General features: G+C 67.9%; 21 protein-coding genes. 15 read left to right on the top strand and 6 right to left on the bottom strand.

Going from position 1 to position 25,885, the window contains the following annotated elements; all coding sequences use genetic code 11:
* Positions 1-15: 15 nt before the first annotated feature.
* Entirely contained in the window at positions 16-759 is a 744-nt protein-coding gene (locus ACQY39_RS11805; RefSeq protein WP_428506421.1) for a helix-turn-helix domain-containing protein, read from the bottom strand.
* A 158-nt stretch (positions 760-917) separates the two neighbouring features.
* Complete coding sequence (gene ispD, locus ACQY39_RS11800; protein WP_428506419.1) at positions 918-1,628, bottom strand: 2-C-methyl-D-erythritol 4-phosphate cytidylyltransferase; 711 nt, start codon at positions 1,626-1,628, stop codon at positions 918-920.
* Positions 1,629-1,832: 204 nt separating this feature from the next.
* Here ispD and ACQY39_RS11795 point away from each other — a divergent pair, with 204 nt between their 5' ends.
* From ACQY39_RS11795 to ACQY39_RS11755, 9 genes are all read left to right on the top strand, one after another.
* The gene (locus ACQY39_RS11795; protein WP_428506417.1) at positions 1,833-3,113 is read left to right on the top strand and encodes an efflux RND transporter periplasmic adaptor subunit; all 1,281 of its coding nucleotides are present in this window, start codon (positions 1,833-1,835) and stop codon (positions 3,111-3,113) included.
* A gap of 165 nt (positions 3,114-3,278) precedes the next feature.
* Positions 3,279-4,007, top strand: a complete 729-nt coding sequence (locus ACQY39_RS11790) for an ABC transporter ATP-binding protein (RefSeq protein ID WP_263519220.1) — start codon at positions 3,279-3,281, stop codon at positions 4,005-4,007.
* Positions 4,008-4,015: 8 nt separating this feature from the next.
* Positions 4,016-5,362 carry a TolC family outer membrane protein gene (locus ACQY39_RS11785; RefSeq protein WP_428506414.1) on the top strand — a complete coding sequence of 449 codons (1,347 nt, stop codon included), beginning with the start codon at positions 4,016-4,018 and terminating at the stop codon, positions 5,360-5,362.
* On the top strand, positions 5,362-6,678 hold the full coding sequence (locus ACQY39_RS11780) for an ABC transporter permease (RefSeq protein WP_428506412.1): 1,317 nt from the start codon (positions 5,362-5,364) through the stop codon (positions 6,676-6,678). Before ACQY39_RS11785 ends, ACQY39_RS11780 begins: the two co-directional genes overlap by 1 nt.
* A gap of 11 nt (positions 6,679-6,689) precedes the next feature.
* A complete protein-coding gene (locus ACQY39_RS11775; protein ID WP_428506410.1) occupies positions 6,690-7,937 on the top strand; it encodes an ABC transporter permease in 1,248 nt (415 codons plus the stop codon).
* A 126-nt stretch (positions 7,938-8,063) separates the two neighbouring features.
* Positions 8,064-9,449 (top strand): sigma-54-dependent transcriptional regulator, encoded by a 1,386-nt coding sequence (locus ACQY39_RS11770; RefSeq protein WP_428506408.1) that lies wholly within the window; start codon positions 8,064-8,066, stop codon positions 9,447-9,449.
* An 18-nt stretch (positions 9,450-9,467) separates the two neighbouring features.
* Entirely contained in the window at positions 9,468-10,781 is a 1,314-nt protein-coding gene (locus ACQY39_RS11765; protein ID WP_428506406.1) for a sensor histidine kinase, read from the top strand.
* 35 nt (positions 10,782-10,816) lie between these two features.
* On the top strand, positions 10,817-11,926 hold the full coding sequence (locus ACQY39_RS11760; RefSeq protein WP_428506404.1) for a hypothetical protein: 1,110 nt from the start codon (positions 10,817-10,819) through the stop codon (positions 11,924-11,926).
* A 60-nt stretch (positions 11,927-11,986) separates the two neighbouring features.
* Positions 11,987-13,042 carry an RNA methyltransferase gene (locus ACQY39_RS11755; protein WP_428506402.1) on the top strand — a complete coding sequence of 352 codons (1,056 nt, stop codon included), beginning with the start codon at positions 11,987-11,989 and terminating at the stop codon, positions 13,040-13,042.
* Between the two features lie 12 nt (positions 13,043-13,054).
* Here the strand turns inward: ACQY39_RS11755 and ACQY39_RS11750 are convergent, their stop codons facing one another.
* The gene (locus ACQY39_RS11750; protein WP_428506400.1) at positions 13,055-14,611 is read right to left on the bottom strand and encodes a methyl-accepting chemotaxis protein; all 1,557 of its coding nucleotides are present in this window, start codon (positions 14,609-14,611) and stop codon (positions 13,055-13,057) included.
* Between the two features lie 211 nt (positions 14,612-14,822).
* Between ACQY39_RS11750 and mfd the strand changes: the two genes are divergently transcribed.
* Genes mfd through ACQY39_RS11735 form a run of 3 tightly spaced genes read left to right on the top strand, consistent with a single transcriptional unit; the run spans position 14,823 to position 19,975 of the window.
* Complete coding sequence (mfd, locus tag ACQY39_RS11745) at positions 14,823-18,299, top strand: transcription-repair coupling factor (protein WP_428506398.1); 3,477 nt, start codon at positions 14,823-14,825, stop codon at positions 18,297-18,299.
* Between the two features lie 10 nt (positions 18,300-18,309).
* Positions 18,310-19,002, top strand: coding sequence for a phosphoserine phosphatase SerB (gene serB / locus ACQY39_RS11740; RefSeq protein ID WP_428506396.1), 693 nt, complete (start codon positions 18,310-18,312; stop codon positions 19,000-19,002).
* Between the two features lie 22 nt (positions 19,003-19,024).
* Positions 19,025-19,975, top strand: coding sequence for a septation protein IspZ (locus tag ACQY39_RS11735; protein ID WP_428506394.1), 951 nt, complete (start codon positions 19,025-19,027; stop codon positions 19,973-19,975).
* A gap of 2 nt (positions 19,976-19,977) precedes the next feature.
* On the opposite strand, the gene ACQY39_RS11730 is transcribed toward ACQY39_RS11735, so the two are convergent.
* Complete coding sequence (locus ACQY39_RS11730) at positions 19,978-21,411, bottom strand: alpha/beta hydrolase (RefSeq protein WP_428506392.1); 1,434 nt, start codon at positions 21,409-21,411, stop codon at positions 19,978-19,980.
* A gap of 145 nt (positions 21,412-21,556) precedes the next feature.
* Here ACQY39_RS11730 and ACQY39_RS11725 point away from each other — a divergent pair, with 145 nt between their 5' ends.
* Both ACQY39_RS11725 and ACQY39_RS11720 read left to right on the top strand, forming a co-directional pair.
* Entirely contained in the window at positions 21,557-23,287 is a 1,731-nt protein-coding gene (locus tag ACQY39_RS11725; RefSeq protein ID WP_428506390.1) for a sensor histidine kinase, read from the top strand.
* Positions 23,287-23,982, top strand: a complete 696-nt coding sequence (locus ACQY39_RS11720) for a LytR/AlgR family response regulator transcription factor (protein WP_428506388.1) — start codon at positions 23,287-23,289, stop codon at positions 23,980-23,982. Before ACQY39_RS11725 ends, ACQY39_RS11720 begins: the two co-directional genes overlap by 1 nt.
* A gap of 4 nt (positions 23,983-23,986) precedes the next feature.
* Here ACQY39_RS11720 and rraA read toward each other — a convergent pair whose 3' ends face one another.
* Both rraA and ACQY39_RS11710 read right to left on the bottom strand, forming a co-directional pair.
* The gene (rraA, locus tag ACQY39_RS11715) at positions 23,987-24,484 is read right to left on the bottom strand and encodes a ribonuclease E activity regulator RraA (RefSeq protein WP_428506386.1); all 498 of its coding nucleotides are present in this window, start codon (positions 24,482-24,484) and stop codon (positions 23,987-23,989) included.
* Positions 24,485-24,517: 33 nt separating this feature from the next.
* Positions 24,518-24,739 (bottom strand): RNA-binding S4 domain-containing protein, encoded by a 222-nt coding sequence (locus ACQY39_RS11710; RefSeq protein ID WP_428506384.1) that lies wholly within the window; start codon positions 24,737-24,739, stop codon positions 24,518-24,520.
* A 295-nt stretch (positions 24,740-25,034) separates the two neighbouring features.
* Here ACQY39_RS11710 and ACQY39_RS11705 point away from each other — a divergent pair, with 295 nt between their 5' ends.
* Positions 25,035-25,868, top strand: a complete 834-nt coding sequence (locus ACQY39_RS11705) for a hypothetical protein (protein ID WP_428506382.1) — start codon at positions 25,035-25,037, stop codon at positions 25,866-25,868.
* Positions 25,869-25,885 lie beyond the last annotated feature (17 nt).

Raw genomic sequence — 25,885 nt, 5'->3', positions numbered from 1 at the left:
CGGGCTCACTGACCCTCAGTCGTTCTTGCTGCGGCGCATGGCCGTGAACTGCTCGAACTCCCAGGAGCGCAGACCCAGCAGCAGGGTGAAGCCATCACGCTCACTGGCTTGCAGGCGCTGATCGTCCTGGTGCAAACGCGCCAACTCAGCGGCCAGCTGGCGGATCTTCTGCACCAATTCCTGAGCGCTCGGGTTGGACAGGCGGCCATGCACACAAAGCAAAGCCTCACCCGTGCCATCAAAGCGGCCGGCAAAGTAGTCGTTGACCACGTACTTGCGGAAGAAGTTCTGCACCGGGCCGTCGGGCAGCCAGTGGAAGGCAATCGACACCCGCATGCGATAGCGGTTCAGCGGCTTGAGCTCGATCAGCTCCAGGCGGTCGAGCTTGACCAGGTAGCGGATGCAATCGGTCTCGCTGATCGTGTAGGTCTCGACGATCTGCTCCAGCGTCCAATGCCCGAGGCAGCAGATGGCCACCAGCAAGAGCTTGGGGTCGCTGACCAAGCTGCGCTCTTGCGCCAGGGTCAGCGTATCGGCGTGTGGCGTGGCGTCGGCCGCTTGGCGCAGCACATCCTCCATCGCCACGCCGACTGCCTTGCAGATCTGCGCCAGCCGCGACAAGCTCATGTCCCCTTGGGAGAACATGCGCTTCATGCTGGACTCGCTCATCTCCAGGCGCTGGCCCAATTGCTTGTAGGTGATGCCGGCAGCGCGCATCTCGCTGCGCAGGACCTGGATCAGGACTTCGGGGCTGCTCATGATGGAACTCTCCTCTCGCTGAACTCAATTTGGTAGCGCATCGTAATACCAAATTACAGAATTCAACAATGAAAGTTCAGTTTTACGAATCCTCGGCATGAACTGCAGCCAGGCTCGACGAACTGCGGTTCGGTGCGATCCTGGCCTGCCGGCCAGTTTCAGCGGCTCTTCAGCAGGCGCTCGGCCAGGGCGAAGTCCGCCGGCCACGTAACCTTGAAGTTCTCCATCGGTGACTCGACCAGCAGCGGCGCATGACCGAGCGCCTCGACGGCACTGGCCTCGTCGGTGACCGAATCGCCGGCCATCATCAGCGCGGGCTTCAGCAAGCCGAGGCGGAACATCTGCGGCGTCTGGGCGGCCCATTTGTGGCGCCGGTCCACGGTGGCGGCGACGCGGCCGGCCTCGGCTTGCTTGAGGGTGTCGGCCAGCGGCAAGGCCAGCAGGCCACCCACCTCGTCTTCGGCGCAGGCTTCGATCAGGCGCAGCACCCATTCCGGGCGGATCAGGCAGCGCGCTGCGTCGTGCACCAGCACCCAGTCATGGGCCTGGGCGCCGCGCGCCATCAGCTCGGTCAGGCCGGCGCTGACGGTCTCGGCGCGGCTGGCACCACCGACCCGGGCCAGCCAGGCGCGCCCGCCCTGGAACTCCGGGATGGCAGCCTCGAACTGATCGTCTTCGGGCGCCAGCACCACCAAGGTGGCTTCCAGCGCCGCCACCTGGGCCAGGGCCTCCAGGGTGTGGGCCATCATGGGCCGACCGGCCAGCGGCACGTACTGCTTGGGGCCGGCCGCGCCGGAACGGGCGCCGATGCCGGCGGCCGGCACCAGGGCGAAGCAGCGCGGCTGCAGCCCGATGGGGAAATTGCTCATGGCGCGGATTCTAGGGGGCCACCACCGGGTCACCCTGTCCGGCGGACTGTCCACGCGTCTGTCCACCTCACTGTCCGCGGACACTGCCGCCGCCGCGTCCACACCTTCAAGTGCTTGATTCACAAGGCGCCGGCTCTCGGACGCCAGCTGGCACGGGGCTTGCGAACGTTCTGAGCAAAACCGCTTCAGCGAGAGCCAGACCCCATGATCCGAGACACTTCCGCACAAGACCAGATCCTCAGCCCGGGCCGCAACACCCGGGCCCGACGCTGGCTGCTGGCCGGCATCGGCCTGGCCGCCGTGCTGGCCCTGGGCTATACCGTGCCCAAGCTGCGCGAGCAGGTCGGCGGCAGCGGCGCGTCTTCGGTGAAGCTCGCGCGTCTGAGCCTGTCCACCGCCGAGTGGGGCCCGCTGACGCGTGAAGTCAGCGGCGAGGGCAAGGTGGTGGCCGCCGTCAGCCCCACGCTCTACGCCGGCAATGCTGGCAGTGTCAGCCTGGCGGTGCAGGCCGGCGACCCGGTCAAGCAGGGCCAGATCCTGGCCCGCATCGCAAGCCCCGAGCTGGCCGCCCGCCTGGCCCAGGAGCGATCAAATGCTGATGCGCTGAAGAGCGAATGGCTGCGCGCCGAAGCCGACGCCCGCCAACAGCGCGCCCAAAGCCAGAGCAATCTGGAAACCGCCACCATCGCCCAGCAAAGCGCGCGCAACGAGCTCAGGCGCCAGACCCAGGCCTTCGAGGCCGGCGCCACCGCGCGCATGCAGGTGGACCAGGCACAGGACGCCCTGGCCCGCGCCGAGGTGGCCCTGCGCCAGGCCCGCGGCCTGCTGGACCTCAAGGACGAGGCGAGCAAGTTCGAACTGCAGGCCAAGCGACAGGCCTTCGAGCGCCAGCAGCTGAATGTGCAGGACCTGAGCCGCCAGGTCGAGGAATTGGCCGTGCGCTCGCCCGTGGACGGCCAGGTCGGCCAGCTCTTCATCACCGACCGGGCCAGCACGGCCAAGGACGGCAAATTGCTTTCGGTGGTCGACCTGAGCGCGCTGGAAGTTCAGATGCAGGTGGCCGAAAGCTTTGCCCGCGAGCTGCAGCCCGGCATGCCCGGCACCATCGAGGGCAATGGCCAGCAATGGAAGGGCGTGGTCAGCTCGATCTCGCCCGAGGTGGTCAACAACGAAGTGGCGGCGCGTCTGCGCTTCGAGGGCCAGCGGCCCGAGCAGCTGCGCCAGAACCAGCGCCTCTCGGTGCGTGTGCAGCTGGACCAGCGCGCACGCGTGCTCAGCGTCGCCCGCGGCAGCTTTGTCGACGAAGGCGGCGGCCGCTTTGTCTACGTGTTGAAAGACGGCCAGGTGCAGCGCCGCGCCATCCGCCTTGGTGCCCAGAGCCTGGCACGCATCGAAGTGCTGGAAGGCCTGCAAGCCGGCGAGCAGATCGTCAGCAACGGCGGCGAACTCTTTCAAGGCAAAGAACGGGGGACGGTGAGTGAGTAGTTGAACTCTTGGGTGAACCGGTGAACGAGTGAACAAGTGAATCACTCCCCTGCCACCACCTGTTCACCTGTTCACCTGTTCACCTGTTCACCTGTTCACCTGTTCACCCGTTCACCTGTTCACTCATCCGCCCCACACCCATTCACACCCAACCGGTACCCACCCATGCTCAAGATGCAATCGCTCGCCAAGGTCTACCGCACCGAAATGGTCGAGACCTATGCCCTGCGCAACTTCAACCTCGAGGTCAAGGCCGGTGAGTTTGTCGCCGTGACCGGGCCCTCGGGCTCGGGCAAGACCACGTTTTTGACCATCGCCGGCCTGCTGGAAGCCTTCAGCGGCGGCCGCTACGAGCTGGACGGCGTAGACGTCAGCGCCATGGACGACGACGCCCGCTCGCGCATCCGCAACCAGAAGATCGGTTTCATCTTTCAGGCCTTCAATCTGATCCCCGATCTGAACGTGCTCGACAACATCGAGGTGCCGCTGCGCTACCGCGGCATGGGCGCGGCCGAACGTAAAAAGCGTGCCACCGAAGCCTTGGCCCGCGTGGGCCTGTCGGCACGCGCCAAGCATTACCCGGCCGAGCTGTCCGGGGGCCAGCAACAGCGCGTGGCCATCGCTCGCGCCCTGGCCGGTGAACCCAAGCTCTTGCTGGCTGACGAACCCACCGGCAACCTCGACAGCAGCATGGCGCGCAGCGTGATGGATCTGCTGGAAGAGCTGCACCGCGACGGCGCCACCATCGTCATGGTCACCCATGACATGCAGCTGGCCGCGCGCGCGCAGCGCAATGTCCATGTGATCGACGGCCAGGTGGTCGACCTGGCGGCCGAGCTGCGCCTGGACCCGCAGCTGCTGCATGGCCAGAGCACCGAGCACGCAGCGCAGTGAGCCACACGATGAAGCGATCACACCCGACCTGGCGCCGGCTGGCCGCCGCGGCGCTTGTGAGCATGGGCCTGGGCTTGGCCGGCTCGGTGCGGGCCGAGGCGAGCCAGGACCTGCTCCAGGTCTACGCCCAGGCCCACGCCGCCGACCCGCGCCTCGCCCAGGCCCAGGCCTTGCGCGGCGTGCAACAGCAAAGCGTGGCCCAGGCCCGCGCTGCCTTGCTGCCGCAGTGGAGCTTGGAGCTGGCCGCCAGGCGCCAGCCCGGCGGTGCCCACCAACAGCAGCTGAGCAGCCGCATCAGCCAGGCGCTGTTCGACCTCAGCCGTCTGCGCGAATGGGACGCCGAAAGCCGCCTGCTCTCGGCCGAGGAGGCCCAGCTGCAGGCGGCCGAGCAAGCCCTTTGCGCCCGGGTCGCCAGCGCCTACTTCGGCGTGCTCTCGGCCCAGGCCGCCCTGCGCAATGCGCAGGCCAATGAGGCGGCCTTTGCCGGCCAGGTGGGGCAAGCACAGAAGCGCTTCGAGGCGGGCTTGTCAGCCGCAGTCGATGTCGAACAGGCGCGCACTTACCACCAGCTCTCGCGCGGCAACAGCCTGCACGCATTGGAGGCCTTGGAAGACGCCCGCGCCGCCCTGGCCGAAATCACCGGCCAGGCCCCGGCCACCCTGCAAGGACTGAGCCCCGAGCTGCAAGCCCAGCCCCCGCAGCCGGCCTCGCGCGAAGCTTGGGTCGAGCAAGCCCTGCGCCAGAACCCGGCCCTGCGCGCCGAAACCCTGCGCCTGCAAGCCAGCGAAGACCGCATCGCCGCCAGCCGCGCCGCCCATCTGCCCAGCCTGAGCCTGGGCCTGGACAGCCAGCGCCTGCAGGGCGCGGCCGTGCCGGTGGCGCTGGAGGGCCGCAATGAGCACACCGTGGCCCTGCGCCTGACCATCCCGCTGCTGACCGGCGGCGCCACCCGGGCGCAGAGTCAGCGCGCCGTTCACCAGCGCGACGCTCAGCGCGAGCAGCTGGAGCAAGCGCGCCGCGCCCTGCAGCGCGAAACCCAGGCCCAGTACCAGGCCGTGCACTTCAGCGCCCAGCTCCTGGACAGCACCGCCGCGGCCGTGCAGGCCGCCAACGAGGCCCTGGCCGCCACCCGCGCAGGCCAAGCCCTGGGCACCCGCAGCATGACCGACCTGCTGCTGGCGATTCAGTCGCAGACCGCCGCGCAAGGCGCCCATGAACAGGCGCGTCATCGCCATGTGCTGGCCACCGTGCTTTTGCAACAAGCCGCCGGTCAGCTCAACGAGGCCAGCCTGGCCGCCGTCAATCAACTGCTGCAAGCGCCTGGCAAAGCCAGCAGCGCCAAGGAGAACTCCTGATGATGAATATGCTGGGCTACTACCTGGACCTCGCCCTGCGCAGCTTCCGCGCCTCACGAGGCCTGAGCCTGCTGATGATCCTGGCCCTGGGCCTGGGCATCGGTGCCTGCATGACCACGCTGACGGTCTTCCATGTGCTGGGCGGCGACCCGATTCCGGGCAAGAGCGATCGGCTGTTCAATGTGCAGCTGGACGCCGAGCGGAGCGACCCCAGCTTCAAGCCCGGCGACGAACCGACGCTGCAGCTGACCCGCTTCGATGCCGAGGCCTTGCTGCGGGCCAAAAAGGGCAAGCGCCAGGTCATGATGACGGGCGCACAGACGGCGGTGCTGCCGGAAGACCCCGCGCTCCAACCCTTTATCGCCTCGGCACGCTGGACCAGCGCCGACTTCTTCACCATGTTCGACGCACCGTTCCTGTACGGCAGCGGCTGGGACGGAGCCGCCGACCAGGCCGACGCCCGGGTGGTGGTGATCTCACACAGTCTGAACGAAAAGCTGTTCGGTGGCGTCAACAGCGTGGGCCGCGAGATCCGCCTGCGCGAGCAAGGTTTCCGCGTCGTCGGCGTGCTCAAGCCTTGGCGGCCGGTACCGCACTATTTCGACCTGACCCTGGGCTCCTACAACCTGCCGGCCGAGGTCTTCGCACCGATCTCGACCTCCTTGCGCCTGAACATGGGCGCCTCCGGCAATTTCAATTGCTGGGGCGATCTGGACGGCAAGAATCCGCGCGACCTGAACGTGCCCTGCGCCTGGCTGCAGTATTGGGTCGAGCTGGAGTCGGCCTCGCAAGCCGAGGACTACCGTCGCTACCTGCAGCAGTACTCCGAGGAGCAGCGCCGCGCCGGGCGTTTTGAGCGGCCGAGCAATGTGCGCCTGCGCCCGGTGATGGACTGGCTGGAGCAGCAGCAGGTGCTGCCCAACGATGTGCGGCTGCAGGTCTGGCTGGCCTTTGGCTTCTTGCTGGTCTGCCTGACCAACACCGTGGGCCTGCTGTTGGCCAAGAGCCTGCGTCGCTCGGCCGAAATCGGCGTGCGCCGCGCCCTGGGCGCCACCCGCCGCGCCATCTTCCAGCAGTTCCTGGTCGAGGCCGGGGTGCTGGGCCTGATCGGCGGCCTGCTGGGCCTGGCCCTGGCGGCCTTGGGGCTGTGGCTGGTGCGGCTGAGCCCGGCGCCCTATGCCCGCTTCGCCGAGATGGACTGGCCCATGTTGGCCTTGACCCTGGGCCTGGCCCTGCTGGCCAGCCTCACCGCTGGTCTGCTGCCGGCTTGGCATGCCGCCGGTGTCAGCCCCGCCCGACAACTGAAAACACAGTGAGGTTTCGATCCATGGAACTGATGCCCATCCTCTCCACCCTGCGCCGCCACAAGACGGCCGCCGGCTTGATCGTGCTCGAAGTGGCCTTGAGCTGCGCCATCGTCTGCAATGCCCTGCACCTGATCCACCAACGCCTGGAGCGCATCCAGGTCGACAGCGGCCAGGCCGAATCCGAGCTGGTCACCCTGCGGGTTAGCGGCATTGGCGCGGCTGGCAATGTCGATGAGATCACCAGCCAGGACCTGCAGGCCCTGCGCGCCCTGCCCGGCGTGCGCGATGCCAGCATCAGCAACCAAGTGATGTACGGCAACAGCAACACCTTCAGCGGCGTGCGCCTGCAACCCAACCGAGAGGGCAGCAGCCTCGGCGTGCCGCAGCACTCGGTTGACGAGCATGGCCTGACGACCCTGGGCCTGAAGCTGGTCGAGGGCCGCAACTTCCGCACCGAAGAAATCGTGCTCGACAACGCCTTCAACGGCCCCGGCGAAAACCCGCCGCGGCCGCGCCAGATCGTGCTCAGCCAGGCCCTGGCCAAGCGACTGTTCCCCGACAGTTCCGCCCTGGGCCGGCAGGTCTATGTCTTCGGCGATACGCCGATCGAGGTGATCGGTGTCGTGCAGACGCTGGGCAATGTCCATCCCGGCCGGGACGCGAAGGGCCCGGACGCAGCCGAAGGCGCGGGCCAGTACGGCATGCTGCTGCCGCTGCGCAACAGCTTCCGCGGCGGCTACTACGTGCTGCGGGTGGACCCGGCGCAGCGCGAGGCAGTGCTCAAGGCCGTCGCCCCGGCGCTGGAACGCATCGGCGGCCGCCGCATCGTGCGCGAGGCCAAGACCCTGGCAGAGATGCGCAGCGCCTACTACGCGCAGGACCGCGCCATGATCTGGTTGCTTGGCGGCGTCTGTGTGGCCCTGTTGCTGGTCACCGCTTTGGGCATCGTCGGTCTGGCCAGCTTCTGGGTGCAACAGCGCACGCGCATGATTGGCACGCGCCGCGCCCTGGGCGCCACGCGAGGCCAGATCCTGCGCTACTTCCAGCTCGAGAACTTCCTGCTGTCCACGCTCGGCATCGGCCTGGGCATGGCCGCGGCCTACGGCATCAATCTGGCGCTGATGCGCAGCTACGAGCTGCCCTTGCTGCCGGCCTACTACCTGCCGGTGGGTGCGCTCACGCTTTGGGCCCTGGGCCAGCTGGCCGTGCTCGGCCCGGCCCGCCGCGCGGCCGCTCTGCCGCCGGTGGCGGCGCTGCGTGCGGCATGAGGGTGGAATACCGGTGAACAAGTGAACAGGGGAACCCGTGAATGGATCGCCCCCTTCCGCTCACCTGTTCACCCGTTCACACATTCACCTGTCCCCCCCTCCCCCCGGGCTATGCTCCGCCCCGCCATGCGAACGATTCTGATCATTGACGACAACCCGGGCGTGGGCGAGGCACTGAGCCTGCTGCTCTCGCTGCACGACATCCGCGCCCTCTACGCGCCCAGCCCCGAGCAAGGCCTGGAGCTGCTCGCACGTAACGAAGTTGACCTGCTGATCCAGGACATGAACTTCAGCGCCGACACCACCTCGGGCGAGGAAGGCCGGGCCCTGTTCCAGCGCGTGCGTGCGGCCCACCCCGACCTGCCTGTGATCCTGCTGACCGCCTGGACCCAGTTGGAGCAGGCCGTGGCCCTGGTCAAGGCCGGCGCCGCCGACTACCTGGCCAAACCCTGGGACGACCACAAGCTGCTGGCCACGGTGGAAAACCTGCTGGAGCTGTCGGAATCCACGCGCGAGCTGCAGCTCAGCCGCCAGGCACGCAGCCAGCGCCTGGAACAGCTGCATCAGCGCTATCGCCTCGATGACCTGGTCTGCCGCTCCGACGCCATGCTGGCGACGCTGGAGACTGCTTGCCAGGTTGCCCGCGCACCGCTGCCAGTGCTGATCACCGGGCCGAACGGCAGCGGCAAAGAGCGCATTGCCGCCATCGTCCATGCCAACTCGGCGGTGGCTGGTGGGCCCTTCATCGCACTCAACTGCGGTGCCCTGCCCGGCGACTTGCTCGAAGCCGAACTGTTTGGCGCCGAGAGCGGCGCCTACACCGGCGCCAACAAAGCGCGCGAGGGCCGCTTTGAGGCGGCCGATGGTGGCACCTTGTTCCTGGATGAAATCGGCAACCTGCCCCTGGCCGGCCAGATCAAGCTGCTGCGCGTGCTGGAGACCGGCCGCTTCGAGCGCCTGGGCTCCAACCGCACGCGCGAAACCCGGGTGCGCGTGCTCTCGGCCACCAATGCCGATCTGCAAGCCATGGTGGCGGCCGGCAGCTTTCGCGAAGACCTGTTCTACCGCCTCAATGTGATCGAGCTGCGCCTGGCACCCCTGGCCCAGCGGCGCGAGGACATCCTGCCTCTGGCCGAGCATTTCCTGGCGGCGGCGCAGACCGCCAAGGGCCTGCGACCCCAACTCAGCGAGGCCAGCCGCGCCGCCCTGCTCGCCCACCCCTGGCCGGGCAATGTGCGCGAGCTCAAGAACGCCATGGCGCGCGCGGCCCTGCTCTGCCGCGAGGGCCTGATCCAGCCGGCCGACCTGGGCCTGCTCAGCGCGCAAGTATCAGCTGTGGGCCCAGGCGCCAATGCCAACCACCGCAATCTCGATGAGCCCAGCCGCGCTGCGGTGCAGGCCGCACTGAACGCCAGTGGCGGCGTGGTCAGTCGGGCCGCCCAGGCCCTGGGTCTGTCGCGTCAGGCTTTGTACCGGCGGATGGAGCGTTACGGCATCGCCGACCCGCTCTGAGTCCGAGCACGCCTCACCATGCATCTGCGTCTCTTCCTGGCCTTGCTCGTGGCCGCCTTGCTCGGCATGGCGGCCCAGGCGGCGGTGGCCCGGTGGCAGCTGCCGCTCGCCAGCCTGGCCCTCGTGCTGCTGCCCCTGCTCTGGCTGAGCGGCGTGCTGCTCGCGCCGCTGCGCCGCCTGCTGCGCGCGCTCGAGGGCGCGGTGCTGAACTACCGAGATGGCGACTTCAGCATGTCGATCGCTGCCGGCGGCATGGGCCGCCTGGGCGGCAAGGAATTGGCGGCCTTGCTGCGCGCCCACCAGGAACTGGGCTTGGCCCTGCGCGAGCAGCGCCAGCAGCTGGCCCGGCGCGAGCTGCTGCTGGACACGGTGGTGCAGAACACGCCGCTGGCCCTGCTGCTGCTCAGCGAGCCCGAGGGCCGGGTCAGTTATGCCAATATCGCCGCCCGCCAGCTGCTGGACCAGGGGCGCAGCCTCGCTGGCCGCAGCCTGGCCGAGCTGCTGTGCGAGGCACCCGAGAGCTTGCGCCAGGCTCTGGCCAGCGAACAGGACCAGGTGTTTGCCATGAGCGAGGGCGGGCAGGACGAGCTTTTCCACCTCTCCCAGCGCCGCCTGCAGCTGCAAGGCCAGCCGCAGCGCCTGCTGCTGCTGCGGCGCATGACGCGCGAACTCTCGCGCCAGGAGGTGGCGAGCTGGAAACGGGTGATCCGCGTCATCAGCCACGAGCTCAACAATTCGCTGGCGCCGATCTCCTCTTTTGCCCACAGCGGCGCCGAACTGGCGCGGCGCGGCCAGATCGAGCGCCTGGAGGCGGTGTTCCGCAATATCGGCGAGCGTTCGCGCCATCTGCACAGCTTTCTGGCCGCCTATGCCGAGTTCGCCAAACTGCCGGCACCGCAGTGGCAGGCGGTGGACTGGCCGAGCTTTCTGGGTGGCCTGCTGGCCCAGCAGCCCTACCGCCTGGACGGCGAGGCGCCGACGCAAGCCGCCCGTTTCGACGCCGGCCAGATCGCCCAGGCCCTGCTCAATCTGCTCAAGAACGCGCAGGAAGCCGGCGGCCCGGCCGAGGAGGTCAGCCTGGCCGTGCAATGGCGGGCCGGCGAACTCTGCTTCAGCGTCAGCGACCGCGGCAGCGGCATGAGCGAAGCGGTGCTGGCCCAGGCCTTGCTGCCCTTTTATTCGACCAAGCGCAGCGGCGGCCAGCAGGGTGGCACCGGGCTCGGCCTGGCCCTGGCGCGCGAGATCGCCGAGGCGCACGGCGGCCGCGTCGGCCTGAGCAACCGCGAGGGTGGCGGTCTGGAAGTGCGTTTGAGCCTGCCTCAGCCGGCCTAGACTGGGTGCCCACAGCTTGGGCGAAGGGGGAGTCCATGGAATTCGCACAGATGCAAGAGACCTGGCTGGCCATGGCGCCGGATCGCCGGGCGCTGTGGTGGCAAGGTGCGGTCGGCTTCGGCCTGGCTTTGCTGGCCCCCCTGCTGCTGGAGCTGCTGTATTTCCGCCGCCGGGCCAAGGCGGGAAGTTGGCTGAAGCTGCGCCTGCTGTCCCTGCTGATGGCGCCGCTGTGCTTCGCTGTGGTCTGGCTGCCCGCGCGGGCGGTGTCCGGGCCCATGGCCCTGGGCGTGTTCTACCTGCTCTTGCTGACCGTCGGCCCGGGCCTGTGGTTCGGCAGCCATGCGTGGCTGGGGCGGCGGCTGCGGCCGCCAATGAGCTGGCTGGAATCGCTGGTGATGGCCTTGCTCGGGCTGGTGCTGCTGCTCGGTCTGCCCCTGATGGCCGCGCAGATGGTGGAAATGGAGATCGCCAAGGAAGCGCGCCGGCTCAGTGCCAGCCCTCAGCAAGCGCCCGACGAATCGCCGCTGCCTCATCGGGTGCTGCCGCCCAAGCTCTACCGAATGCCCGGGGTCGGCCTGGTCTGGACTCAAAGCCTGATCGCGCCCGAAGGCCTGCGCCTGCTCAGCATCGACCAACGTGTGGCCGGGCCCTGGTACCCCAGCGCAGGCGTCAGCCACCCGCAGTTTTGTACCCGGGGTGGCGATCTGCATCTGATGTGGTCATCGCAAGAGCCCACACCCCAGCTTCGCTTGCACTGGCGTGACGCTTACGGACAGAACCACAAGGCGGCGCACTTCCCGACGCACTTCCCGGCGCATTCCCCGGCGCATTCCCCGGCGACCAGGCCCACGGCGGAGGGCAGCGAGGCCGAGGAATTTCGGATCGGCTTCCGTCCCCGCGGCCTGGACCCCAGCGCCGCGATCCCGCGCAGCCGTGTGTATCTGAGCATGGACGGCGGAGCGGGACAGGAGCCCTATATGAGGCCGCTGAGCCAGAATGACCCCGAAGACCCACAGGACAGCGACTGCATCCTGCCCGGCTACCAGCGCCCGAAGATCGGGCACGAGGGTGACATCATCCACGTCGGCCTGATGTTCCAGGCGCCAAGCGGCACGCGCTCGCCGCGCGCAGAGTTTCGGCGCTGAACCCGGACGCACGGCTCGGCCCTCTGCGCCGTGACGGCCCTGAGCGACAATCGCCGCCCCATGCGCATCGAAGACATCCGCCAGCGCCTGCGCGCCCTGGGCGCCAAGCCGCCCCATGAACTCCGCCTCCTGCGTGACTGGGTGCGGGCGCGCCCGCATGAGCGCAGTCGACGCAAGCCCGAGAACTTCCTGCCCCTGGCCTTGCGTGAAGGCCTGGAAACGCTGGACGCCGAGCTGCAAGGCCTGACCCGGCTTGTCTCCAGCCACCCCGGCGAAGACGGCTCGGCCCGCCTGCTGCTGGCTTTGCGCGACGGCATGACGGTGGAAAGCGTGCTGCTGCCGCGCGATGGCTTGTGCGTGTCCAGCCAGGTCGGCTGCGCGGTCGGCTGCCAGTTCTGCATGACCGGGCGCGAGGGCCTGATCCGCCAGGTGACGAGCGCCGAGATCATTGCGCAAGTGGCCCTGGCGCGCAGCCTGCGGCCGGTCAAGAAGGTCGTGTTCATGGGCATGGGCGAGCCGGCCCACAACCTCGAGCATGTGATGGAGGCGATCGAGCTGCTGGGCTTGGAAGGCAATATCGGCCACAAGAGCCTGGTGTTCTCGACTGTGGGCGACCCGCGCGTGTTCGAGCGTCTGCCCCTGGGCCCGGTCAAGCCGGCCCTGGCTTTGTCCCTGCACACCAGCCGCGCCGATTTGCGCGAGCGCCTGCTGCCGCGCGCGCCGCGGCTGACGCCCGAGGAGCTGGTCGAGCTGGGCGAAGACTACGCGCGCCAGACCGGCTACCCGATCCAGTACCAGTGGACCCTGCTGGACGGCATCAATGACACGGCCGAGGAATTGGACGGCATCGTCCGCCTGCTGCATGGCAAGTACGCCATCCTCAACATGATTCCCTACAACAGCGTGCCCGAGTTACCCTTCACCCGGCCCAGCTGGGACAAGGCCGAGGGCATTGCCCGCGCCCTGCACCAACGCGGTGTGTTGACCAAGCTGCGTGACTCGGCCGGCCAGGATGTCGACGGCGGCTGTGGCCAGCTGCGCGCTCGGGCGCTGGCCAGCGATGGCAGCGCCAGCGAGGCGGTGATTCGGGTGCAGCGGCGCAGCGCGCCGGCCTGAAGCGCAGCGCGCTCAGCGCTGCTGCAGCTTGAACACCGCCATGGCTTGCACCAGCTGAGCAGCCTGGCCCTTGAGGCTCTCGGCCGCGGCGGCTGATTCTTCCACCAGGGCGGCGTTCTGCTGCGTGCTCTGGTCCATCTGCGTGATGGCGTGGCCCACCTGCTCGACGCCGCGGCTCTGCTCCTGGCTGGCGACGCTGATCTCGCCGACGATATTGGCCACTCGCTTGATGGCGCCGACGATCTCGTCCATGGTTTGGCCGGCCTGATCAACCAGGCTGCTGCCTTGCTCGACCTGCTCGACGCTGGCGGTGATCAAGCTCTTGATCTCCTTGGCCGCTTCGGCGCTGCGCTGCGCCAAGCTGCGCACCTCGCTGGCCACCACGGCAAAGCCGCGGCCCTGTTCACCGGCGCGCGCCGCTTCCACGGCCGCGTTCAGCGCCAGGATATTGGTCTGGAAGGCAATGCTGTCGATCACGGCGATGATGTCCGAGATCTTGCGCGAGGACGCATTGATGTCCTTCATGGTGTGGACCACCTGACCGACCACCTGGCCGCCCTGCATGGCAACCGAGGAGGCGTTCTCCGCCAACTTCTTCGCCTGCTGGGCGTTCTCGGCGTTATGACGCACGGTTTGCCCCAGCTGGTCCATGGTGGACGCTGTTTCCTGAAGTGCTGAAGCTTGCAGTTCGGTACGCGCCGACAGATCCTGGTTGCCGAAGGCGATCTGCACGCTGGCTGTGGACACACTCTCCGCGCTGCCACGCACGCCGCCCACCACCCGCCTGAGAGCCATGCGCATATCACCCAGCGCGGCCAGCAAGGGGGTGAATTCGTCATGTCTTGGATCGTGTTCGACAGAGTTCAAATCGCCATCACGGACTCGCTCTGCCAAATTCTGCGACTGGGCGACGCGTCGCTTGAGCAAGCGCGCCACATGCGTCGAGAACAGCACGAGGGTCAGCACCGTTGCGGCAACCAGCGCCAGCAAAAGCTGCCAGGTGCGGCGCGCCTGCGCCTGAATGCTCTCGATGTCCGCGTGGAGCTCCTGCTCTTGATGCTCGACCGCCTGCGCCAGGCTTGCAAGCAGTGAGTTCCGAGCCGGTATGGTCTGTTCGTTCAAGAAGGCAAAGGCCTCGTCTTTCTGACCTTTCTTGATCAAGTCCACATTGGCGGCGCCGACGCGCCAGAAGTTCCCGAGCTCCTGGGTCAGCTGCACATAGCCCTCGCGTCCCACGGCGGTATGCAGGTCGGCTTCATATGCCTTCAACAAGGCGTCAATGTCCACGCGCTTCTGCGCCACATCGGCCAAAGCGTGCTGCAACTCCGCCTGATCACGGGCCAACATCGCATGGCGAAGTTGCAGTGACACCCGCGTGACATTGAGCTCCACATCCCCCATGCGAATCAGCTGAGGAACTCGCAAGGCGCTGGTGGTTTCGGCAATCACATCAACGCGTGACAAATTGACATAGGCCACCCACGCCAGCCCGTTCAAGGCGACCGCCAAAACCAGGCCCAAGGCATACAGGCGCGAGGCAATCCCGTACTTCTGACTCCAATTGCTCATGGCCTGACTCCTGGTCCGTTTGATTTGCATGCAGTGACGAATCAATTTAATCATTTTTACTCGGCAGTTGCGCGTGATTTTTTGTCTTTTCTATTATTTCAATGCACGCTACCGAGAGCGGGCCAATCGTTCGGATCGCCGCTCGATCCCGGCGCCAAACCTACAATCCCGCTAGCCCCGATTCGGGGCTGCTCTCATTTGTGCGCCCGCCATGCCCTCGTCCCTGCAGTTCCCCCTGATCCAGCCCGGAAAAAAGTTCAGCCTGCCCCGACCCACGGGCTCGGCCGATGCGCTGCTGCTGGCGCGCTTCGCTCAGCAGCAACTGGGCGCCGGCCGGCTGACGGCCATCATCACCGCCGAGCCGGGCGACACCCAGCGCCTGGAGGACGAGCTCAAGTTCTTCGCGCCCGAGCTGCGCGTGGGCGTGTTCCCCGATTGGGAAACCCTGCCCTACGACACCTTCTCGCCCCACCAGGACCTGATCTCCGAGCGCCTGGCCACGCTCTGGCAGCTGCTGCAAAGCCGCGGCAAGCCGGCCGCCGAGCGTGAGCTGGACGTGGTGCTGCTGCCCGCCACCACGGCGCTGACCCGCCTGGCCCCGCCCAGCTTCCTGGCCGCCACCACCTTCAACTTCGCGCAAAAACAGCGCCTGGACGAAGCCAGCCTCAAATCGCAGCTGACCCTGGCCGGCTACAACCATGTGGCGCAAGTCGTGTCGCCGGGCGAGTACGCCGTGCGCGGCGGCCTGATCGACCTCTTCCCCATGGGCTCGCTGGTGCCCTACCGGGTCGACCTCTTCGGTGACGAGGTCGATTCCATCCGCACCTTCGACCCGGACAGCCAGCGCAGCCTCTACCCGGTGCCGGCGGTGCGCCTGCTGCCGGGCCGCGAGTTCCCCATGGACGAGGCAGCGCGCCAGACCTTCCGCTCGCGCTGGCGCGAGAAGATGGAGGGCGACCCGAGCCGCTCGCGCATCTACAAGGACATGGGCCAGGGCATCGCCACCGGCGGCATCGAGTACTACCTGCCCTTGTTCTTCGAGCAGACGGCCAGCATCTTCGAGTTCCTGGGCGAGCAATGCGCGCTGGCCCTGCACGGCGAGATCGACGAGGCCCTGGGCCGCTTCTGGACCGACACCCGCGAGCGTCACCGCTTCATTCAGCACGACCCCGAGCGGCCCATCCTGCCGCCCGAGGAGATCTACTTCAAGAGCGAGGAGTTCTTCGCCCTGACTCACAGCCACGCGGTGCTGGCCGTGCGCGGCAAGGAGGCGGTGGACTATGCCCGCCCCCTGCCCGATGTGTCCGTCGAGCGCGGCGCGCAAGAGCCCCTGGCCCGCCTGGCTGCGCACCTGCTGAGCACACCGCACCGCGTGCTGCTGCTGGCCGAAAGCGAAGGCCGGCGCGAGAGCCTGCTGGAGCTGCTGCGCGACAACAAGATCGACCCGCCCTCGGTCAGCGGCCTGGCCGATTTCGAGACCAGCCCGGAAAAGTTCGCCATCACGGCAGCGCCTCTGGCGGCCGGCTTCTTCTGGAACGACCCCGAGGGCGGTCACCAGATTCAGATCTTCACCGAGACCGAACTCTTCGCCACCACGCCCACCACGCGGCGCCGGCGCAAGCAGGAGCAGGTCTCCGACGTCAACGCCCTGATCAAGGATCTGTCCGAGCTCAAGGTCGGCGACCCCGTGGTGCACAACAACCACGGCATCGGCCGCTACCAGGGCCTGATCAATATCGACATCGGCGATGGCGCCAGCGAATTCCTGCATCTGGAATACGCCGACAAGGCCACGCTCTATGTGCCGGTGGCCCAGCTGCACCTGATCAGCCGCTACACCGGCGTTTCAGCGGAAGAAGCGCCGCTGCACCGCCTGGGCTCGGGCCAATGGGAAAAGGCCAAGCGCAAGGCCGCCGAGCAGGTGCGCGACACCGCCGCCGAGCTGCTCAATCTCTACGCCCGCCGCGCCGCCCGCGAGGGCCATGCCTTCCGCTACTCGGGCCCTGACTACGAGGCATTCGCCGCCAGCTTCGGCTTCGAGGAAACGCCGGACCAGCGCGCCGCCATCCATGCGGTGATCCAGGACATGATCAGTCCCAAGCCCATGGACCGCCTGGTCTGCGGCGATGTGGGCTTCGGCAAGACCGAGGTGGCGCTGCGCGCGGCCTTCGTCGCGGTGATGGGCGGCAAGCAGGTCGCCATCCTCGCGCCCACCACCTTGCTGGCCGAGCAGCATTACCAGAACATCGCCGACCGCTTCGGCCGCTGGCCGGTCAAAGTGGCCGAGATGAGCCGCTTCCGCTCGGCCAAGGAAATCAAGGCCGCGCTCGAAGGCCTGGCCGACGGCACCATCGACATCGTGGTCGGCACGCACAAGCTGCTCTCGGCGGACTGCAAGTTCGCACGGCTCGGCCTGCTGGTGATCGACGAGGAACACCGCTTCGGTGTGCGCCACAAAGAGGCGATGAAGGCGATGCGGGCCGAGGTGGATGTGCTGACGCTGACCGCCACGCCGATCCCGCGGACCCTGGGCATGGCGCTGGAAGGTCTGCGCGATTTGAGCGTCATTGCCACCGCGCCGCAGCGCCGCCTGGCCATCAAGACCTTTGTGCGCAGCGAGACCAGCGGCACCATCCGCGAGGCCATGCTGCGCGAGCTCAAGCGCGGCGGCCAGGTCTACTTCCTGCACAACGAGGTCGAGACCATCGAGAATCGGCGCCAGAAGCTGGAAGAGCTGGTGCCCGAGGCCCGCATCATCATCGCCCACGGCCAGATGCCCGAGCGCGAGCTGGAGCGGGTGATGCGCGAGTTCGTGGGCGGCAAACACAATGTGCTGCTGTGCTCGACCATCATCGAGACCGGCATTGACGTGCCCAGCGCCAACACCATCATCATCAGCCGCGCCGACAAGTTCGGCCTGGCCCAGCTGCACCAGCTGCGCGGCCGCGTCGGCCGCTCCCACCACCAGGCCTATGCCTACCTGATGGTGCCCGATCTGGAAGGCCTGACCAAGCAGGCCGCCCAGCGCCTGGACGCCATCCAGGGCATGGAAGAGCTGGGCTCGGGCTTCTACCTGGCCATGCACGATCTGGAGATCCGCGGTGCCGGCGAAATGCTGGGCGAGCACCAGAGCGGCAACATGATGGAAATCGGTTTCCAGCTCTACAACGAGATGCTGTCGGAAGCCGTGCGCTCGCTCAAGGCCGGCAAGGAGCCCGATCTGCTCTCGCCCCTGGGCGCCACCACCGAGATCAATCTGCACGCCCCCGCCCTGCTGCCCGACGCCTACTGCGGCGATGTGCACCAGCGCCTCTCGCTCTACAAGCGCCTGGCCACGGCCGAGAAGAGCGAGCAGATCGACAAGCTGCTGGAAGAAGTCACCGACCGCTTCGGCAAGCTGCCGGCGCAAGGCCAGACCCTGTTCGACACCCACCGCCTGCGCGTGCTGGCCAAGCCTTACGGCGTCAGCAAGATCGACGCCGCGCCCATGGTCATGAACATCAACTTCCGCCCCAACCCACCGATCGATGCCATGCGCGTGATCGAGCTGGTGCAGAAGAACAAGAGCATCAAGCTGGTCGGCAACGACAAGCTGCGCATCGACAAGGCGCTGAGCGACCCCAAGGACCGGGCGCAGGCCATCCGCGAAGTGCTGAGGCTGCTCGGCCAACCCCTCAAGCAGGACTGAGTTTTTTGATATGCAAGATCTCGTGACCCAGGGCTTCACGCCCCCGCTGCGCCTGAGCGATTTCCGCCTCGCCGCCTTCGACATGGACTCGACCCTGATCAATATCGAGTGCATCGACGAGATCGCTGCCGCCGCAGGCAAGAAGGAAGAAGTCGCTGCCATCACCGAAGCCGCCATGCGCGGCGAGATCAGCGATTTCAAGGACAGCCTGCGCCGCCGCCTGGCGCTCTTGCAAGGCGTGCCGGTGAGCGCGCTGGAGCAGGTGCTGCAGGAACGCCTGCAGTTCAACCCCGGCGCGCGCGAGCTGTGCGCGGCGCTCAAGGCTGCGGGCTTGAAGCTGCTGCTGGTCTCGGGTGGCTTCACCTTCTTTACGCGTTATGTCGCCGCCGAGCTGGGCATGGACTGGGTGCGCAGCAATGAGCTGGAGATCGTGGACGGCCAACTGACCGGCGCGCTCGTGATGCAGCCCTGGGGCGAGATCTGCGACGGTGAGGAAAAGCGCCGCATGCTGGAGCAATGCGCGGCCGAGATCGGCGCCCTGCCGGCGCAGTGCATCGCCGTGGGTGACGGCGCCAACGACCTGCCCATGATGGGCGCGGCCGGCCTGTCGGTGGCGTACCACGCCAAGCCCAAGGTGCGCGAGCAGGCCATGGTGGCGATCAACGCGGGCGGGCTGGATCGCCTGCTCGAGGTCTTGCGCTGAACCCCGACATCGCCACCCGACCTTGAAGATCTGGACCTACCACTACCCGGTCGACATCGACGGCCAGCGCTACGCCCTGCGCCTCGAAACCGGCCTGCGCAGCTCGCGCCTCCTGCTCACGCATGAGGGGCAGACGCTGGAAGACCGGCAAGACTACAGCAGCGCTCCCTATCGCCTGCATCGGCTGCAGGTGGACACGGCACAAGGCCCGCTGCTCTTCGAGCTGGGCCCGCGCACGGTGCTCAGCTACGGCGTCAAGGTGTCGCGCCAAGGCCAGGTGCTCTACCGTTCCCACCCCGACCCCTTCGCCTACCTGGCCCGGGTGCAGGCCATGATGGCCAAGCGCCAGCGGCAGGCTTCGGCGCCGGGCGCGCCCGATTTTTCGCGCCTCAAGGGCCAGGCGCCCGCCATCGCCGTGGACATTGCGCTCGGCCTGCTTTTCTTCGTGATGGGCAAGCTCGGTGATCTGCGCACGGCCGCCCTGGTGACAGCCGCGGCGGGCCTGGCCTTGCTGCCCTTGCAATGGGCGATCAACCGCTTCGCGCCGCCCGCGCGGCGAGTCGATCTGCTCGGTGGCATGGCCTTGTTCGGCGTGGTTGTGATGCTGCTGTCGGCCGGCTTCTCCTGGTACTTCGAGTCGGAGTTTCTGGTGCAGCTCAAGGCCAGCGTGATCGGCGGCCTGGTGGCCTGCGCCTTCGGCGTCGACGCGCTGGCTAGCGGCCGCTGGCTGGGCAAGCGGGTGATGAACTATCTGGTCTACAGCGACATCGACGCGCGCCGGCTCTCGGCCGGCATGTGCGCCATGGGCCTGGCCTTGGCCGGGGTCAATGCGGCCGTGGCCAGCCTGATGTCCAAAGACGCCTGGCTTTGGTACACGCTTTGGGGCGATTTGCTGCTGGTGATGGTGTTGTCGAACCTGGCCATCCACTGGGCGCGGCGCAAGCCTGGAGCGCTGCGCCCGAGAAGCTCTTAGCCCTACTTGCCAGACCCGCGCGGCAGCCAGGCCGTGCTCACCTCCCGCCCCGCCAGGAAGTCGGCCATGCGCTCGGCCAGCACCGGGCTGGCCAGCCACAGATCGTCGTCGTGGCCGGCACCTTCGATCACCAGATGGCGGCTGTGGCGAAAGCCGCGCTGCAGGCGCTCGGCGTTGTGCAGCGGGGTGCGGCCGTCCAGCTCGCCGCTGACGAACAGGGTCGGCACAGCGCTGGCCGGAAAGGCGCGGAAGCCTTCGCCCAAGTCCTCGATGCCCAGGCCCTCGCTGATCTGCGGGAAGGGGAAATTCAGTGCCGGCCCAAGCAGGCTGCGCCCTTCTTCCGCGGCAATCTGGCGCAAGCGCAGCGGCGAGGCGCCCGAGGCCACATCCATGGCCAGCGGCATCAGGCGCTGCTCGCCACCGTAGCGGCGGATGTCGCGCACCAGGGTGGCCAAAGCGTCCCACTTGCCGGCCGCCAGCGCGTCGTAGAGCTCGGGCAGCTGTAGCGCGCTGTCGCGCCGGGCCAGCCAGAGGACGGTGGCCAGCTGGAGATCGAAGGCGCCGACCCTGAGCGTGCTGTCCTTGCCGCCCTCCAGCCCCGGCGCCTGCAGCAGCGCCGGCTTGGCGGCCAAGCCGGCGATCACCGAGGCCATCAATGCCGGCAGGTCAGGCCGCTGCCGCTGGGCGGCGATCTGGCTGATCAGCCGGTCGGCGTCCAGCGGCAGCTTGAGCGTGTCGTTCGGGCCCTCACTGCCCATCAGGATCACACGCTCCAGGGTCTGCCCTTGGGTGCGCAGCGCGGCAAACGCCAGATGCGTGCCATAGCTCATGCCCCAGAGGCTGAGCCTGGGCACGCCCAGGGCGCGCCGCAGCAGGGCCAGATCGGCGGCGTTCTCCTCGGTGTTGAACGCATTCGGATCCCAGCCCTGCTGGCGCCAGAACGCCATGCAGCGGCGGGCATGTGCCTGGCTGGCCGCCAGCTGGCGGGCATGGTCCTGCAGGTCCTGGCTGGGCAGCTCCAGCGCATACGGGCAGTTCGGTGCCGCGCCGGAACGGCCGGCGCCGCGCTGGTCCAGCAGGATCAAATCCTGCTGCTGGCGGACACGGTCGAACAACGGCCAACGAGCACCCAGGGCCGAGCCAATGCCGGAACCGCCGGGCCCGCCGGCCAGGTACACCACAGGCGCCAAGCCGGCCACCGGCTGCACAGCCTTCAGCCGCACAAAGCGCAGGCTCAGCGTGGCGCCGGCCGGCTGAGCATGGCGGACCGGCACGGTCAGTGTGCCCAGCTCGGCCGCCACCGACGCCTGGCCGCGCACAGGCAAGGCATAGGGCTCATAGCTCAAGTCACCGGCTGCGGGCGCTGCATAGGCTGCCCCACAAGCGAGCAGAGTCGCGATCAGAAAGACGCTTCGATAAAAAGTTATGGATCCCATGGTGGCCTCACTCACTCCATCAGTTGAACTGGAAGCCTCACTGTGCTCGCGGTGCCGGCTCGCGCCGCGCCGCAGCCTGCTGAACTGCTCCAGCAGACCGCTGAACGACTCCGCCAAATGCCGGAGCCTCGCTACCATGCCGGCCATGACACTCTTGCTGCGTTCGCTCTTGGCCGTGCTGGCCCTCTTGCTCTTGTGTGCGCTCTGGCAGCTCGGCGCCGCGCAGGGTCAAGGGGCCGGGGTGCAGATCCAGCCCGCTCAGATGCGCGAGCTCAGCCAGCCCGAGCGACCATGGCAGAAACTGGACCGCCGCCTGCTGGCGCAATGGGCCGGCCCCTACGAGCTGCGCTTCGAAGTCGATCTGGACGAGCAGGCGGCGCGGCAGCCCCTGGTGCTGGGCCTGCTCCTGCGCGCCGCCAGCGAGCTGAGTTGGGACGGGCAGGCTTTGGCCGGCAATGGCCGCGTCGGCCTCAATCAAGCCGAGGAGCAGCCCGGCCGCGTGGACCACTGGGTGCCCTTGCCGCCGCAGAGGGCGGGCCGGCACCAGCTGCACGTGCGGGCATCCAGCCACTGGCCGCTGGCCATTCGTTCGGCCGAAGCCGAGCTGCGCATTGCCAACTTACAGACCCAGGCCACCGCACGCTATGCACCCTGGCTGGTCGCGGCAGCAGCCTTCGGTTGCCTGGCCCTGGCCTGGGGCTATTTCCTGCTCGCGGCCCACCATGCCAGCCAGCAGGCCAAGCAGCAGACCGGGCGGCGCAGCGAGCAGCGCCTGCTGCTGGTCCTGGGCCTGGTCGGCCTCTTGCTTCCGCTGGCCGAGGCGTGGCGGCCGGTGCTGGGCTATGCCTATCCCTGGCACCCTTGGCGCCTGGGCCTGATCCTGGGGCTGACCGGCTTGGCCGCCTGGCTGCTGCCCCTGGCCCTGGCGGCGCGCTGGCAACTGCTCGGGCCAGCCCGCCGCTGGGGGCCGGTGGCCGGCCTGTCCTTCTTGCTGCTGGCCTGGGCCGGCCCGGGCTACAGCTACGACATGGCCGGCTATTTCGCCCATGTGCTGGGCCTGCTGGCGGCGGCCCTGATGTGCTGGCGCGGCCGGTCGCAGGAGCCCGGCATGGCCTGGCCACTGCTGGCCACCGTGCTGTGCAGCCTGGCCCTGGCCCTGATCTGGCCGGGGGCCTTTCTTGATGGTTTTTACTTTCTAGCCCTGACGCTGCTGATGAGCCTCTTGCTGCTCGGCCATGCCCGTGGCCTGCTGCGCCTGGGCGAACAGGCCGCCCGCAGCGAAGCACAGCGGGCCGAGCTGCAGACGCGGCTGCTGCGCAACAGCATGCAGCCCCACTGGCTGATGAACACCCTGACCTCGCTGCAAGAGCTGATCGAAACCGAGCCCGCTCGCGCCAGCCGCATGGTGGACCTGCTGGCCGAGGAGTTCAGCCAGCTGCGCCGGCTCGGCGATGCGCCGCTGATCACGCTGGAGCAGGAACTGGAGCTCTGCCGCGCACACTTGCGCATCCTGGCCCTGCTGCGCGGGCATGACATCGCGCTGGAGGTCGAAGGCCAGGCGGCCGGCATCATGCTGCCGCCGGGCCTGCTGCACACCCTGGTCGAGAATGCACTGACCCATGGCGGTGAACTGCACGGCCAGCCCGCCTTTCTGCTGCAGATTGAAGCGCAGGGCGACGCCACCGAGCTGCGCTTCCGGGCGCCACAAGGACCGGGCCGTACCAGCAAGGGACCCAGCGGAGCCGGACGCCAATTCATCGAAACCAGCCTGGCCACAGCCTTCCCCGGGCGCTGGCGTTTCAGCGACGGACCCGACGGCCAAGGCCATTGGTGCAGCCTGCTGCGCCTGCCCTTGAACGCCGGAGGGCGGCCCTGATGCGCCTGCTGATCGTTGAAGACGAACCCCTGGTGCGTCAGCGCCTGCTGCGCCTGTGCGGCGAACTGGTCGGGCCAGGCGTGCACTGCCAGGCCGTGGCCGAGCTGGGCGAGGCGCAGGAACGTCTGCGCACGGGTGGCTGCGACGGCCTGCTGCTGGACCTCAATCTGGCCGGCGAAGACGGTTTTCACCTGCTGCGCCAGGCCGTGGCCGGCACCTTCCACACCGTGGTGGTGTCCGCCCATGCGGAGCGGGCGTTGCAGGCCTTCGAATTGGGCGTACTGGACTTCGTGCCCAAGCCCTTCAGCCGCGAACGCTTGCAGCAGGCGCTGCAGCGCCTGCTCGGCCAGGCCGAGGGCGCACGCCGCAGCCTGCGCCAGCTGGCCGTCTGGCGCGCGCGCGGTGTGGCCCTGGTCGAGCTGAGCGAGGTGCTGTGCTTCCGGGCCGACGGCGAGGCCAGCGAGCTGCGCCTGATCGACGGCCGTGTCGAGCTGCATGCGAAATCACTGGAACGACTGGCCGCCCTGCTGCCCGGCGAGTTCCTGCGCTGCCATCGCTCCTGGATCGTCAATCTGAAGCAGGCACGCCGCCTGCATGTGGCCAGCGGCAGCCGCTACACGCTGGAGCTGTGCGATGGCAGTGAGCTGCCGGTCGGCCGCACCCAGGTCGAGGCGCTGCGAGCGCGGCTGCTGTGAGCGTTCAGCGGCCGTGCAGAGCCTGCTCAGAGATCACCACACCGTCGGCATCGGCATACAGCCACTCGCCGGGACGCAGAGGCATACCGTGAAAATGCAGGACCAGCTCGCTCTGGCCCTGACCTTTGCGATCGGTTGGCATGGGCACATGACCCAGGGCCAGAATGCCCAGAGGCGTGGCCGCCAGCTCGGCCAGATCACGCACGCAGCCGTGAATCAGCAGGCCGGCCCAACCGTTGGCCGCGGCAGCCGCCGCCAGATTGCCGCCCAGCAAGGCACGGCGCAGGGAGCCGGCGCCGTCCACCACCAGCACCTGGCCAAGGCCCGGGCTTTCCACGGCTTCCTTGACCCGGCTGTTGTCCTCGAAACACTTGACCGTGCGCATGGGGCCGGCAAAGCGGGACAGCGCACCGTAGCTGCGGTAGACGCTGGGCAGCACGCGCAGGCGCCCGGACTCGTCGGACTTGAAGGCATCGCAAAAATCGCAGGTCGAGAATTCCATGGCGTGACACTTGCTCCCTTGGAAACGGCGGACTCAGACCGGGGGCAGCACCTTGATGCGGGCATCCTGGTACTGCACGACTTGGCCGGCGCGGATCTTGGCGGTCTTTCGCAGTTCCTCGCGCCCGTCCACCTGCACATGGCCCTCGCTGATGACCACGCGAGCGCGGCCGCCGCTCTCCACCAGACCGTTGGCCTTCAAGAGCTTGTCCAGCTCGATGAACTCGCCGCGCAATTCGAAATCGATGTGTTGCATGGCGCCATTGTCCCAGAGTGGCGTGGCCTGGCTGCCTGCTGCAGGACCGCGCGCGTCTAAACTCCAGCCCGCCCACCATCCGGCGCTCGGCCTGCAGTTCAGAGGCCTGGGCTTTCAGACCCTGAGATCCAGCCCACGGCAGTTTCGCCGCTGAACCATGATTCGAACCCTTCGATCGCCAATTGGCGGCGCCCTCTCCACCCTTCTTCTCGCTCGTCCCCACACGCCGCTCGCCGGCTGCCGCCGTCTGCTGCTCAGCCTCAGCTTGAGCCTGGGACTGAGCCTGCTCGTCCCCATGCCGGCTTTGGCTGGTGAACGCAGCGAGACGGCCATTGCCCTGCAGCTGTGGACCGTCACCCAAGCCGTGGCCGAGGCCCGGGCACTCCACGCCCGCCCGGGCACCGGCGCGGAAGCCGCGATGTGCCTCAAGGCCCTCGGCCCGGACAACTTCCGATCTTTCGCCGGCGAGCTGGCGCCACTGGCCTACAAGCCCGACGAGCTGCGCAGCCTGGACCGCTTTCTTTCCACAGCCTTGGGCCAAAAGTCACTGCAGTTGCTGCTGGCCGAACTGCGGCAAACCCTGAGCCCGCCACGGCCGGGCCAGGCCGTGGCGCCCGCACCCGTCATCGCCTTCACGCAAGCAGAGCAACGCGCACTGAGCGCTTGGCCGCGCGAGCAGGTGCTGCTGAAACACGGCCTCAATCGCCAGAAGAGCGTGCAAGCCCAGCTTCAGGAACATGTGGTCACCCGAATCCAAGCCTGCAACGCCGCCGCCAAGGCAAGCGCTGGCGATTCAGAAGCCATGCAAGAGCTGCGGCGTGATCACGCGCGAAGCCACCCCGGCGTGCTGGAAGACTTCCAATGCCTGGCCCGCCAGCATCGCGCAAGCGATGCGCAGCAGGCCGTGCAGGCCGCGCGCCAGGCCTATCTGGAACTGCACCAGCAGATCGACCAGGTCTCCCAGCCTCGCCTGCTGAAACCCGCCATGGAGGCGCTACGACAGGCCTATGCGCAGATTCCTCGTGATGCCTTTGCCAGCGCCGAAGCGCTCGTCTGCGATGGCCTGGGCTTTCAGATCGAAGGCTTACAGCGAGACATCGAGCGGCTGTCTGAGTCGTCAGCCCGGTAGAGGCCCAAGCGCTGCGG

Source organism: Roseateles sp., from assembly GCF_965262435.1.
Taxonomy (GTDB): Bacteria; Pseudomonadota; Gammaproteobacteria; order Burkholderiales; family Burkholderiaceae_C; genus Paucibacter_A.
Note: the sequence above shows the minus strand (reverse complement) of the source record. Positions and strands in the feature narration are given on the sequence as shown.